Origin of the sequence: Novipirellula herctigrandis (assembly GCA_007859835.1) — a bacterium.
In the GTDB taxonomy this organism is placed as follows: domain Bacteria; phylum Planctomycetota; class Planctomycetia; order Pirellulales; family Pirellulaceae; genus Novipirellula_A; species Novipirellula_A herctigrandis.
This window is the reverse complement of the sequence record SJPJ01000001.1, coordinates 2,858,441-2,871,690: the sequence shown is the minus strand read 5'-3', so window position 1 is coordinate 2,871,690 and position 13,250 is coordinate 2,858,441. Positions and strand designations below refer to the sequence as shown.

Below are 13,250 nucleotides of genomic sequence, written 5' to 3'. Positions count from 1 at the left end.
CGCATCTCGGAGTAACTCGTGACCAAGAATTTAAATCGCTCCCGCAAGCGATCTTTCCTTGCTCTTTTGCTAGCAATTACATTTCCGTCGTCAGGGCTTTTACCTAATGGGTCTTCGTCGCAAGTTTTTGGCGACGAGGCTGAGGTTAGTGCTGTGGAGGGTGTGGCCGAACTCGTTTTGGCTCCCGCAACCGACATTGAGTTAAAGGATGTCCGCATTGCGCGTCGCCCGTTGGCGATCGACGCATCGCAGAAGACTCGCCAGGAGCTTGGAAAGAAAGCTCCGTCAACGCAAACCCCCGATCCGCCATCGATGCAACCGCGTGTTCCACAGCGGCGATATGAATCGCGGGCAACGCCAACCACAGCAATGGTGATTAACGATGGTTGGGTCGCTCGCGATGCGATGTCCAATCGCCAGCCGTTGACGGATCCTCGTCCCGTAAAGCAAATGCCTATTGATCAAGCGCCGGTCGGTCGGCCGCCAGCAACTCAGCAGGCACAGGCACCCGCAACGAAACAGGCACCCGCAGCGAAACAGGCACCCGCAGCGAAACAGGTACCCGCAGCGAAACAGGTACTGCGATCCGCTGAAGAATTTGCTGAAGTCGTCGTCAAACCGTTGCCAAGTGAGACGACCAAACCAACAGAGAAAGCAGCATTGTCGTTGGCACCGGCTCGCAAAAGTGCGTCAACGAAATCGCTTGACGTGGTTGATTCGAGCGAGAACCTTCCGACGCTTGAGAGTTTAAACGCTCCGAATCGCTCGCAAGAAGCTGAGCCTCAAACTGCTGAGCCTCAAACTGCTGAGCCCCAAACTGCTGAGCCCCAAACTGCTGAGCCCCAAACTGCTGAGCCTCAAACTGCTGAGCCCCAAGCTGCTGAGCCCGTGGAAGAGTCGGTTGGCGAGGTAGCGGTTCGCGAACTTCGCATCGACCGCGATGGGACGCCACGATCGATGGGAGGCCAAAAAACATCGTCTCGTGTGCTGAAGCCACTTGATGAAAACCAAGTTTTAGAAAACGAGCCGATTGAAAAGCGTCCAAGTCGTTCGGTTGGTGATCAGGTCCGCGTTGGCGACCAATTCGAAGACTCCGAAGTGATAGCCGATGCAGTGGAGTCTTCGGTAAGCCCGCCGATCCGAGTGGCACCCGAGATCATTCGTGACTATTCAGGTCGCCCGACCGAGCCGATTCGGTTGTCGCGCACCGTCCAGCAAATGCAAACGCCGCTCCAGCGTTGTCTGCAGTATTACTATCAACAAACCGAAGTTGCCAACGGGCGCAGCAATTGGGGCATGATGCATGCCATGATGGTTTGGGGTGTTGATACAAAGATCCTCGCCCATAATCGCGAATACAGTGCGATCGCTTGGATTGCAGGAAACAATTCGTGTCGAGGCCAACGACTACTGGGCTCCGGGCCTCGTGGTGGGATTGAAGTCAAAAGCGGCATCGGGCTACAGGGTCACCAGTCGCAGTTTTTGACCGTCTGTGCTTTGACAGGCGTTCCGATTGACTATCCGTTGTATGTTGGCCGCGAAAAGCTCTCCGTCCGTGATGTGGTTAAACTTGAGATGGCGGATTGCCAAAGTGGCGATGAATTGACTTTCAACTTGATCGCCCTTTCGCATTATCTTGACACCGACGAAGTTTGGATCGGCGCGGACGGAAGACGCTGGGATTTTGAGCGGTTGATTCGCGAAGAATTGTCTCAGCCAATTGTTGGCGGGACCTGCGGCGGGACGCACCGTTTGATGGCTTACGACCACGCACTTCGAAAACGACGAACCGAAGGAAAACCGATCACTGGTCAATGGCAGCGGGCGGAAACCTTCACGCATGATTTTGTGAACTACGCTTTTACCCTGCAAAACCGTGACGGTTCGATGAGCACGAAATGGTTCGAAGGACGCGATGATAACGGTGACTTGGACCGAAAGATTCAAACCACGGGCCACATTACCGAATGGTTGTTGACCAACCTACCGGATTCTCAACTGCAGGATCCTCGGTTAGTCCGGGCCGTCCGATTTTTGTTGGCGTCGATGTGGAACGAGCGTGATCACGAGTGGGAAATCGGTCCCAAAGGTCACGCGCTGCGAACCTTGGCGATGTTCTACGAGCGTGCTTACAAGTCGGGCCCGGCATGGCGGCAACAGGCGATGGCTCAGCAGCAGCGAAGCTCACGTCGTTAGTGACAGCGTAAAGAGCTTGTAAAAAAGCGGTATTTAGCCGGCGATCAGCTTGTCGGCTTCGGCGGCTTGGTTAATACTTGGAATCCACGCATTCTATACATCTCGGATTCCCTCTTTTCCTTGAAGGATCGCCCACTATGGCGACCCAACGACTTACCAAGCACAACTCAGCGATGATTCGCGCGGCGGTTTCTTTATTACAAGATCGCGGCGCGGACGCGATGTTGATGTTGTTGGACGGGTCGACTGATTGGAAAAGAATTGCCGAGATGACCGAGTCGGTCGACAAACCGATCATCGTTGCGGTCGATTCTCCCGAGGACCTTGAAGGAGCATCCGAAGCGGGACTCAAGCCGTTGGCTCTTAACAAGGAAAAAGCTCCCCTGCTTGAACGTCTGCAACACGCGCTTCTCGAAGCGGCAGCCGATGAATTCATTCGCACCAACGGGGAAGTGATCGCCTTGTACAGTGGTTTTCAACAAGGCCGTCTTGATTCGATCAGCCATTTGCAGATTGATGAACGGATGCGTCAGTTGACCGTTCGCGATCTGCAGTCGATCGAAAGCCGTGTCCCGCTCAAGACAATCAAGGCAGTGATCGATTTGGCGACGCAAATTGGCCGTGAAGGTCGCGAAGGGAAGCCGGTGGGGACGTTATTCGTCGTCGGCGACACTCGGAGAGTGCTCGATCATTCAAATGATAGTGGGGTTGATCCGTTTCGCGGATACAACCGCAAGCAGCGAAATTTGCTAGACAAAAAAGTACAAGAGGACGCCAAGGAAGTCGCCCAATTGGACGGTGCATTCATTATCAACAGCGATGGAGTCATCGAAAAAAGCCGTCAAATGCTGGAAGTTTCGCACGATGCTTTGACTATGAGCAAGGGGCTCGGTGCAAGACATTGGGCGGCAGCGGCAATCAGCCAAAAAACCAAGGCGATTTCGGTGGTCGTTAGTCAATCAACCGGCACCGTGCGGCTATACCAAAATGGGCTGCTTGTGATGCGAATCGAGCCGATGGACAAAAATGTCAAGTGGCAAGAGTTTAATTTCGAGCCTCCGACCAATAACCCGCCCGAAACATAGTCGTGGAGCGGCTGGTTGCCCAATTTTTAGATTACGGTGAAACTATTGACTCTAGTGAAGGGTAAACCAACTAGAGAACAACTTAATTTCCCGTATCCCTAAGGATGGTTCGAAAATGTTACTAACGCGTAACCGTGTCTTCACGACAATGGCCGTTGGTCTTACTGCTGCTTTCGCGATTTCCCTTTCACCCTTGAAAAACGTCTCGGCGCAAGAAAGCCTGCAACCTAGCAGCGGTGGGGGCTCCGCGGTCGCTGACTCAACCGACCCGGTCGTTGTTGTTTCGGTCGCCTCGGTGAATAAGTTGATGCAAGACGTCAACTATATCACCGGTGTGGTAGGTCAGCCTCAATTTGGTGGCATGTTCCAAATGATGGCAGGCACGTTCACACAAGGTGTCGATATGGATCGGCCCATTGCGGTTGTCGTGCCGCTGGTTAATGGATCGCCCGAACCGATCGCGATGTTGCCAACCAGCGACGTTAAATTGGTGCTCAAGCGGCTTGAAGCACAAACTGGCCCCGCCGATGAACTAGACGATGGAACGTTGGTCGTGGCCCTCGGCCCAAACACCGTCTATATCCGCCAAGTCGGTGACTGGGCCGCGTTGGCTCGTAATCGCGAACTGCTCGGCCTCGCTCCTGCGGACCCCTCGGCGATACTTCAAGGCATGGGGAACGCCTATGATGTCTCCATTCGATTGCGGATGCAACAAGTTCCGACCGAGACACGGAATATGTTGATTGCCCAAATTCGCCAAGGTTTCGAACAAGCGATCTCCAAGCAAGATCAAGCGGATGCCGAAGGTACCAAGGCGATGGCAGAAAGCTCGATCAAACAACTCGAACAATTGATTCAAGATACCGATGAATTGAAAATTGGTTTCAACATTGATCAGTCTGCCAAGGAAATCGTTTTTGATGGCCAATTCACGGCTGTCGAAGGAAGTGACCTGGCCGCGATTTACGGTGGTCAAAAAGCGATCCCATCGCAGTTTGCCTCGGTCATCCGCGAAGATGCCGCGGGTTACTATCACGCCGCCATGTCGATCAGTCCTGAAGCGATTGACCAGACGGTGCAAAGCATGAAAACCGCGACTGCAGCGATTGACAACGCCATCAACCAATCCGATGACCTTGATGACAATGAGCGACTCGAAGTTCAAGCGTTGGTGGGGCGGTTGATTGATCTGGCGACTGATTCAGTGAAGGAAGGTAAAGCCGATGTTGGTGCTCTCGTGCTGACCAATGAAAATGATTTTCAGTTTGTTTTCGGAAGCTTTGTTGCTGATGGAAACGAAGCAGCACAGATCGTCAAGGATTTGGCTGCAAAACTAAGAAGTGAGCCCAAGGCGCCTGCGTTCCTGTTTGATCAAGATACCTATAACGGCGTTACGATGCACCGGATCGAAGCGGAAGTCCCAGAAGGAGAAGACGAAGCACGAAGTGTCTTTGGCGATACCCTGCGTGTTCATATTGGGACTGGCCCGAAATCGGTTTACGTAGCGGTCGGCAAGAATTCCGATGAATTGATGAAAAATCTGATCGATTCGGGTGCTTCCGATGCGGGTGGGACTCGGCCGGTTGGGCAGTTGAAGATTCGATTGCTTCCCATTTTGAAGTATGCCCAATCGATCGAAGCGAATGATACGATCGCCGCCATGATCGACTCGCTCGCCGGAGCGGTGGATCAAGGGGAAGTGCGGATGGTTTCCAATAGCATTCCCAATGGCCAAGATTCACGCGTTACGCTGACCCAAGGTTTGTTGGAAGCAATTGGTGCCGCAGCACGCCAGGCTCAGCAAGCGAAGATGCAGCAGAACGGCCAATTCTAGTTGAGATGAATTGGATCCACCAATCAGCCGCTGTGCAGTAGCGAACGGTTTTTACCACCAGGCACGATTGCACACGCGGCTGATTTTGTAGTACGGTTGCGTCGTTGAAATCAAACGGATCATTGGCGGTTGCCTTTCACTTGGTTAAAGGCGACATCAGTGATCCATCAGCCTTTTCGGATAAGATACTTTGAAAAAACGCCTGACACTTTTTCTAGTGGCCGTGACATTTTCTCTAATTGCGTTGTCAATGGTTGCGATGCGTAGTCCCGGCAATGCGACATCCGAGAGTATTTCGACTGTTGAACGTTTGTCGGACAATCTCCGACTGGAGTCCGTCGAAACCGATACGCGTGCCTCTTCCATTGCCGAGGTGCTCGAAATCGCCAGGGCTGCTCGCGTTGCAATGGCGGGCAACTTGAAAGACTACACGGCTCGTTTTGTCAAGCAAGAAGTCGACACCAGTGGATTGCTTGGTGAGACGACCGAAATGAACGTGAAGGTGCAAACTCGACTTCGTGATGGCAGCGATAACGCTCCGATGCGTGTTTATCTTGGGTTTGAGTCTCCTGAATCGGTTCGCGGGCGTGAAGTGATTTGGGCAAAGGATCTGCACGATGGCCAATTGGTCGTGCACGAAGCAGGGTTGCTTGGAATGATCACGCTGCGGCTGGACCCGACCGGGATGTTGGCGATGCGGGGCCAACGCTATCCGATCTATGAAATCGGGTTAGTACGCTTGGTCGAAAAGTTGATCGAGCGAGGTGGTAAGGATTTGGACAACCCCGATATCCAAGTGACCATTACCAAGGAGGTCCCCTTTGATGATGTTTCCGCTGAATTGATTCAGGTAAAGCGGAGCAAACCGTCAGACGAAGAGGACGATTTTTCGCTTGCCGAAATCGTCATGGACCCCAATCGTCAGCTAGTTCTAAGTTACCGGAGCTTTGGATGGCCCGCGGATGAGGGTGAGAAACCACCGCTTCAAGAGTCCTACGCGTATCACGACATTCAAACCAACGTCGGTCTTGCCGAGACGGATTTTGACCCTCAAAATTCAGCCTATCAGTTTCCTTAGCGGAACCTTCGCGAGCCGCTTTTTCGACGAATGGCACCCTAACCGTCAAAGTCAACTACGACTTTGCGGGCTGTGTCGGTTGCTCCAAATTCGCATGTGTATTTCGAACGCGGATCATTCCAGATGTGCTGGGAAGACGGTCGATACCGGATGTACTGCCGCTAATCTTTCGCGCGATCGCCCATATTGTATGGGCGACGAGAATGCGGCAAGTCGACTCCGGCAAGAACAGTCATGCGACGAACACTTCGAAAAACCTGCCAAGCCTTATCGTCCTTGCAAACCGTAGCTTCCGGCAATAGCCACCGAGCCAAGAAGCTCACGCGGCCCACACGGTTTGCTCGTCGCACACGGTCCGCTCGCCGAGCCCTTTTGATAATGGCGTTGGCAACCGCCACTGCAGGTTGTGGTGTTTTTGACCGAATTAAGCCCGGGCCGCACGATACCGTCGCGTCATATCACGACGACTACGCGATGAGGATCGAGTATCCCGAAGTGCGAACCTGTTCGACATCCACAACTCAAGCAGCCGAACAAGCGATCGAGCCGATGTCGTTGGAAGATCCATCGAAGATTCCGGCATTGGAGCTGTCGCTCGAAGAGGCGATTCAATTGGCCGTGCAGCAAAGTCCGGTTCTGCGGTCGATTGGCGGAACCATTGTTGCGAATCCGCAAGGGGCGAAAACGGTCTATGACCCCGCGCTTGCGCATGCCAATCCACTTAGTGGTCCCGAAGCCGCGTTGTCTGCCTTTGATGCACAATGGACATCTGCATTGTTTTGGAACAAGAACGACGCTCCTCAAAACTCGCCACCGGCACCTCCTGGTTTCCCGGCGGCTTTATTGCTACAAACGCTGCAGCAAACGGCCGCAACTTCTACCAATCAGTTGAGTAAACAAACCGCTAATGGTGCGAGCTTTGCTTTGCGTCACAATGTGAATTACCTGCGAACAAATCAGTTCGTCGGATTTCCCAGTGTCTATACCGGTTATCTCGAGGCCGAATGGCGCCAACCGTTGTTGCAAGGTTCTGGCACCACGTTTAACCGAATTGCCGGACCGAATTCACCGATTGGGCAATACAACGGTGTCTTGATCGCACGTGTAAACGAAGACGTTGCATTGGCCGACTTCGAAGCCGCGGTGGTTGACCTCGTTGCGGATGTTGAGCAAGCCTATTGGGACCTTGTTGTTTCCTATCGGATCCTCGAAGCAAACGTCAAGGGACGCGATGCCGCGCTGCAAACTTTCCAGTACCAACAAGTTCGTTTGGAAGCAGGGGCAGGTCGCAGCGACGAAGAGGCCCAAGCCCAATCACAGTATTACCAATTTCGTGCTCAGGTCGAACAGTCTCTTGGTGGTACAACGGGTCTATACGCATTGGAACAAAAACTCCGTTACTTGATCGGACTGCCGGCTACCGACGGACGATTGATTCGTCCAATGACCGAACCAACCGACGTTCGCGTTGTCTTTGACTGGGAAAGTGCACTTGGCCAAGCGTTGACTCGCCGCGTGGAAGTACGCCGCGAACGTTTTAATGTCCAAAAACGTGAAATGGAACTAACCGCTGCTCGTTTGAATCGGCGGCCTCAGCTTGACTTTCTTGGTTTGTACCGATGGCGTGGTCTCGGCGATGAGTTGATTAGCGATAAGGACGGCGACCGCGACAACCTTTACGGCAGCATCACTGGTGGTAACTATCAGGAATGGCAAGCCGGGATCGAATTCAACATGCCCGTTGGGTTGCGACAAGCAAGTGTTGCGTTCGCCCATGCCAAATTGAACCTGCAACGTGAACGCGCAGTGTTAGCGGAAACGGAACTTCGTATTAGCCACGACCTGTCCGATGCGGCTCGCCAAATTGCACTGACACATCAATTGCTCGAAACCAACTACGATCGTTACCAAGCCGATTTGCGGCAAGTTGACGTGTTGCGTCGACGCTACAAAGACGGAACCGACAACATCAACTTTCTGTTGCAAGCTCAGCGACAGGTCGTGACAAGCGAATCGGAATTCTACCGTGCCCTGACCAACTACAATGTTGCGATCCGCGATTTCCACAAACAAAAAGGATCGTTGCTGGCCTACAATCAAGTCCAACTCGCCGAAGGCCAGTGGGCCGCCGGTGCGTATCGCGATGCGTATGAAGTCGGGCGTCATCTAACGCCGCGTATTGTCTCTGGCGAAACGTGTATGCCAAGGCCACTAACCAGTGGCCCGTTTGATCCTGCAGCGCCACAAGCTTCCATGGTGCCAGTTCAAGGCATGCCGTATCAACCTGCTTCGCCGTCGGACGTTGGTGAGTTTCTCGAAGCTACCATGATCGACGAAGTCAACTGAGCGATTGTCGGTCTCAACCTATTCGGCTTAGCAACACATTGCGCAATATCTCACAATACATTGCGCAATGTTTCACAAGCAGAAACCGCGAAAGTGTTTGACGTAGCCAAACGCAACTCGTAGGGTAGAAAGTGAGTCGTTTCCGTCACTGTAAGTCGAGTGACTTGCGTGAAACCGAAACGTCTTGTTCTCCTCTTCTACGATAAAGGTTGTCTATGTTTGATGTGAAGACTGCTGCGGATTTCATGCGTAAGAAATTGACAACGCTTGCACCTGAGACGGATGTTCTTGAAGGCGTTTCAAGTTTGCTCAAGGACAATATTTCGGGTGCGCCGGTAGTCGACACAGACGGGAACTACCTAGGTGTGTTCAGTGAAAAGTGTTGCATGAACGCATTGACCGCATCGGTCGAAGCGGCTAACGAAGCCGGTTTGCATTTGTCCCGAGTGCGTGAGTTTATGACGCACAAACTAATTACTCTGACACCGGATGTGGATGTCTTTGAAGCGATCGACGACATTCTCAAACGACATATTTCAGGTGCACCGGTTGTAGACGACAAAGGACGGTTTCTCGGGATCTTTTCAGAAAAGACTGCCATGCGAGTCTTGATCGCAGCCCTTCATGACAATCTTCCGGGGACGCACGTCAAGTCGTATATGAACACCGACTCCGAACGGATTATTCACGAAGAAGACACGCTGCTTGATGTTGCACACCGATTCCAAGAAACACCCTACCGTCGTTTGCCTGCACTGAAAGGCGGAAAATTGGTGGGACAGGTTAGCCGGCGGGACGTGTTGCGGGCCGAGCACCGAATTGCAATTGATGTTGCCACTGCGGCAAAACGCGACGATGCATCCGGTTCATTGAAAGAGGCAGCGGAACAAAAATTGGTCGGGCCGTTTATGGATCGCGATGCGCTGACAACCGTCCCTTCAACAGACATGCTTAGCATTGCGCAAATGTTCCTCAGTTCGCCCTATCGTCGATTGCCAGTTGTCGAACAAGGGCGTTTGGTGGGCCAAGTCAGTCGCCGCGATTTGCTTGAAGCGGCCGCACAGGTACTACGTCCGAAACCCCAACGGCGGGGAGCCGAAACGCTCTACCTCAGCGGTGTCGCAGCATCGGCCCCTCCGTCGCTTGGCTAGTGACGATGGGTCGCGAAGTGACCCGTAGGACGATATGCTAGAAGAATAACGGCAGCGAATCATTCTGGTTCCAACACGCCGTTTGGTTCTTTAAAGCATTGACGATATGTCCACTCGTTCCAAGATTGAAATCAGCACGGAGCTTTTGCGCCGACTACACCGAATTCATCGCCAATTGACTGACCTTCGGAGCCAAATTGACCGCTGCCCGCGGCAAATCAAAGCGGGCGAGGCGATGGTTGTCAAAGCGGAGAGCGATGTTTTGGCAGCCCAATCCGAGGTCAAAAAAGCTAAACTAGCCTCGGATGAAAAACAATTGCAGCTTCAAGGTCGGGAGCTGCACATCGAAGACTTAAAAGCCAAATTGAACATGGCGGCGAGTAATCGAGAATTCTCGCTACTGAACGAGCAAATTGCTGCCGATGACAAGGCCAGTAGTGTCTTGAGTGACGAAATTCTCGAAGGTCTCGAACGAATCGACGTTCTTGAGAGTAAATTGGCTGCATTCCAAGAGGAGCTTCAAGACCAACAGGTTGAGCATAGCCAGCGTGTTAAGGAGGTCGAAGCGAAACAGGTGACCCTCCGTAGTGAGCTCGCTCGCGTCGAAGCTGAATTGGAATCTTCCGAAAACGAGGTTCCCGCCTCTATCAAGGCGGAATACAAACGGATCACGGCCGCCAAAGGCGAAGAAGCTCTTGCCCCGACCGATGGCGATTCCTGTGGTGGTTGTTACCAAACGCTCACTACACAAGTGATGAGTACTCTGCATTTGTCGCAACTAGTCCGTTGTCCCAACTGCAACGCATTTCTATACTTACCAGAAGATCGACGGGTCTGAGACAAACATTCGTCGCCCGCCAAAACTATCCAACCTCCATTAACGAAAGACAAGCCAATGCGTGCCGTCGCCTATGTAGTCGCCGCTCTTGCCGCGATCATCATCATCGTTGCTATTGCTCAATCACCGACGAAAAAGACCGTCGAGTCGAATGTAACGACCGACAACGAGGCTGTCCTTGCCAGTGCAAATGTGATGGATAGCGACGGTGAGTTAACACTTGATGTTCCCGAAATGCATTGCCCGGTTTCCTGCTACCCACGTGTCAAGGAAACGCTAGAAGCTTCCGAAGCAGTCGAAGAAGTTGAGTTGGCGAAACAGGAGAAAGAAGGGATCATTGACAATCGCCAAGTAATCGTGCACTACAAGTCAGGCTTCGATGTCGACCAAGCAATCGCAAAGCTCGAAAAGGAAGGCTTTGCAAAATCAAACGTTGCTAAATAGCGAAACTATAGGACGCCCGAAACTTGAAAGACCAATACCGAGGCGTCCTACTTGTCGGGCATGGAACGCGTGACACCAAAGGAACCGCTCAGTTCTTTGAATTGACCGAGCAACTGCGAAACCAGTTGCCTACGGTCGCTGTGGAACCCTGCTTGCTCGAGTTTCAATCGCCAACGATTCCCGATGCATGGAATCGACTTGTCGAGCAAGGTGTCACCATGGTGCGTGTTGCTCCACTGCTACTGTTTGCAGCGGGGCATGCAAAGCGGGATATTCCTGACGCGGTCGAGAAATGCAGGGTCGGTACGCCAAACGTTTCCTGTTCGCAAACCCTACCGATCTCTCGACATCCCGAAATTGTCGAGTTGGTTGTTTCGCGGTTGAGTGAGTCGCTCAACCGAATGGATACGCCGCGTGATCGTGTTTCGCTTGTGATGGTCGGGCGAGGTAGTTACGATCCGTGCGCCACTGCTGACATGCGAGTGCTCAGTGAGATCGTTGCTTCACGGTTAGGGATGCAAAACCGTACCACAGCGTTCTACGCGATGGCCGATCCGCGATTACCGAGCGTTCTTGAGGCGATCGCCCGGTTGGACCAAAACGATGCCATCTTGGTTCACCCCCATTTGCTGTTTGATGGCCGCTTGTATCAGGCAATCGGAAAACAGGTAGGCGAGATTCGCTCGGCATTTCCGGAAAAGGACGTCTATTTATCATCCTACTTGGGCCCCGACGTTGGCGTCGCCAAGGCAATTGCCGGCCGAATCATGGAAAGGCCTCGCCCGCAAATTTTGGGCAGCTAATTGCTAGCAGCAAATTGCTCTAAGTATTTTTTTCATAATCTGCTACGCTCCGCACGCGTTGGCGTTCTGTACCCCCCAAAGTCATGACCGGAGATTCCACGGATGGGACATCCCTTTTCAGCTCAATCGCAGCTAAATTCGATCAAAGAAATCCTTCAAACGGTCGCTGGACCACTCGATTTGAACGTCTCGGTTCGACTTTGGGACGGCGAAGTGGTGCCGTTGGGCAATAGCGCCGATGGGCAATTTACGATCGCGCTTTCCGGTCCCGGCGTGATCGGGTCGTTGCTGCGTCGACCCGGGCTCGAAACGCTCGTTCGCCTCTATGCGACCGGCCACATCGACTTTGAGGGAGGCGATTTGATCGACTTTTCCGAGGCGCTGAAAACGAAGCGATCGAACCGCAATCGTCTTAAGCAGATCAGTAAGACAATGTTGGTCAAGCGAACTCTTCCGTTTCTGTTTGCAAAAACCGAAGTGGGTGACTTGGATCAAGGTTTCCGCGACGACATGATCGGACGCAACGAATCAAAACGCAAAAACTCCGACTACATCCAATTTCACTACGATGTAGGAAACGATTTTTATAAGCTGTTTCTCGGCAGCGAGATGCAATATACCTGTGCCTATTTCCGTGATTGGAACAATTCGCTCGATCAGGCCCAGCACGACAAACTTGATATGATTTGTCGCAAGCTCCGGCTCCAGCCCGGCGAAAAGATGCTCGATATTGGTTGTGGATGGGGCGGATTGATTTGTCATGCGGCAAAGAACTTTGGCGTCACAGCACACGGCGTCACCTTGTCACAACAGCAATATGAGTACAACAAAGCCAAGATCGAAAGGCTCGGTTTGAGTGACCAAGTCAGTGTCGAGATTTGTGACTACGCCGACCACCAAGGCAGCTACGACAAAATTTCGAGCATCGGAATGTCGGAGCATATTGGAATTGCCAATTACCCTCGTTACTTTGACAAAATTAACTCGTTGCTTCGTGACCGCGGCATGGTGCTCAACCACGCCATCGCTCGCAGTTCAAAAAAATCGAAACGGCATGCGGCAAAGATTCGACCCGAGCGAAAATTCTTGCTTAAATACATCTTTCCTGGGTCTGAACTTACACCGGTTGGGATGACAACCGATTTTATGGAACAAAGTGGTTTCGAAGTACACGATGTCGAATCATGGCGCGAACACTACGCATTAACGACTCGGTTCTGGTGCAAGAACTTATCTGCCAATAAGGACGAAGCGATCAAGTTAGTGGGCGCGGAGCGATATCGATTATGGGTTGCTTACTTAGCCGGCGCTTCGGGTGGCTTTACCGCTGGGTCGATCAAAATCTTCCAAGTTGTCGCAACCAAGAAAGCCTCAAAGGGATTGTCGGGAATGCCGCCTACTCGAGAGCATCTGTACCGTACTGATACATGCCGCACCGAGGCAAGTCGAGCGGCGTAGTCAGCGACGATCGTCAC

The 13,250-nt window shown here is 52.5% G+C and carries 10 protein-coding genes; all 10 read left to right on the top strand.

Going from position 1 to position 13,250, the window contains the following annotated elements; all coding sequences use genetic code 11:
* The first annotated feature begins 18 nt into the window (after nucleotides 1-18).
* The 10 genes from CA13_RS34995 to CA13_RS10510 all read left to right on the top strand — a co-directional run bounded on the left by CA13_RS34995 (nucleotide 19) and on the right by CA13_RS10510 (nucleotide 13,233).
* Nucleotides 19-2,196 carry a hypothetical protein gene (locus tag CA13_RS34995; protein ID WP_419194168.1) on the top strand — a complete coding sequence of 726 codons (2,178 nt, stop codon included), beginning with the start codon at nucleotides 19-21 and terminating at the stop codon, nucleotides 2,194-2,196.
* 137 nt (nucleotides 2,197-2,333) lie between these two features.
* Entirely contained in the window at nucleotides 2,334-3,281 is a 948-nt protein-coding gene (locus CA13_RS10550; RefSeq protein ID WP_146396168.1) for a DNA integrity scanning protein DisA nucleotide-binding domain protein, read from the top strand.
* 115 nt (nucleotides 3,282-3,396) lie between these two features.
* Nucleotides 3,397-5,115: a hypothetical protein gene (locus tag CA13_RS10545; RefSeq protein WP_419194167.1), complete on the top strand. Its 1,719-nt coding sequence runs from the start codon at nucleotides 3,397-3,399 to the stop codon at nucleotides 5,113-5,115.
* A gap of 190 nt (nucleotides 5,116-5,305) precedes the next feature.
* A complete protein-coding gene (locus CA13_RS10540; protein WP_419194166.1) occupies nucleotides 5,306-6,193 on the top strand; it encodes a DUF1571 domain-containing protein in 888 nt (295 codons plus the stop codon).
* A 234-nt stretch (nucleotides 6,194-6,427) separates the two neighbouring features.
* Nucleotides 6,428-8,539 carry a TolC family protein gene (locus CA13_RS10535; protein ID WP_146396164.1) on the top strand — a complete coding sequence of 704 codons (2,112 nt, stop codon included), beginning with the start codon at nucleotides 6,428-6,430 and terminating at the stop codon, nucleotides 8,537-8,539.
* Nucleotides 8,540-8,754: 215 nt separating this feature from the next.
* Complete coding sequence (locus tag CA13_RS10530; protein ID WP_146396161.1) at nucleotides 8,755-9,690, top strand: CBS domain-containing protein; 936 nt, start codon at nucleotides 8,755-8,757, stop codon at nucleotides 9,688-9,690.
* Between the two features lie 106 nt (nucleotides 9,691-9,796).
* On the top strand, nucleotides 9,797-10,528 hold the full coding sequence (locus CA13_RS10525) for a zinc ribbon domain-containing protein (RefSeq protein WP_146396158.1): 732 nt from the start codon (nucleotides 9,797-9,799) through the stop codon (nucleotides 10,526-10,528).
* 57 nt (nucleotides 10,529-10,585) lie between these two features.
* Nucleotides 10,586-10,972, top strand: a complete 387-nt coding sequence (locus CA13_RS10520; RefSeq protein ID WP_146396156.1) for a heavy-metal-associated domain-containing protein — start codon at nucleotides 10,586-10,588, stop codon at nucleotides 10,970-10,972.
* A gap of 23 nt (nucleotides 10,973-10,995) precedes the next feature.
* Nucleotides 10,996-11,775 carry a sirohydrochlorin chelatase gene (locus CA13_RS10515; RefSeq protein ID WP_146396153.1) on the top strand — a complete coding sequence of 260 codons (780 nt, stop codon included), beginning with the start codon at nucleotides 10,996-10,998 and terminating at the stop codon, nucleotides 11,773-11,775.
* A gap of 102 nt (nucleotides 11,776-11,877) precedes the next feature.
* Entirely contained in the window at nucleotides 11,878-13,233 is a 1,356-nt protein-coding gene (locus tag CA13_RS10510) for an SAM-dependent methyltransferase (protein WP_146396150.1), read from the top strand.
* The last annotated feature ends 17 nt before the right edge of the window (nucleotides 13,234-13,250 follow it).

Bases quoted from the DNA above. Each gene is read 5' to 3' on its own strand.
- CA13_RS10550 (WP_146396168.1), top strand. From the start codon at position 2,334: ATGGCGACCCAACGACTTACCAAGCACAACTCAGCGATGATTCGCGCG.
- CA13_RS10525 (WP_146396158.1), top strand. From the start codon at position 9,797: ATGTCCACTCGTTCCAAGATTGAAATCAGCACGGAGCTTTTGCGCCGA.
- CA13_RS10520 (WP_146396156.1), top strand. From the start codon at position 10,586: ATGCGTGCCGTCGCCTATGTAGTCGCCGCTCTTGCCGCGATCATCATC.
- CA13_RS10530 (WP_146396161.1), top strand. From the start codon at position 8,755: ATGTTTGATGTGAAGACTGCTGCGGATTTCATGCGTAAGAAATTGACA.
- CA13_RS10535 (WP_146396164.1), top strand. From the start codon at position 6,428: ATGCGACGAACACTTCGAAAAACCTGCCAAGCCTTATCGTCCTTGCAA.
- CA13_RS10510 (WP_146396150.1), top strand. From the start codon at position 11,878: ATGGGACATCCCTTTTCAGCTCAATCGCAGCTAAATTCGATCAAAGAA.
- CA13_RS10545 (WP_419194167.1), top strand. From the start codon at position 3,397: ATGTTACTAACGCGTAACCGTGTCTTCACGACAATGGCCGTTGGTCTT.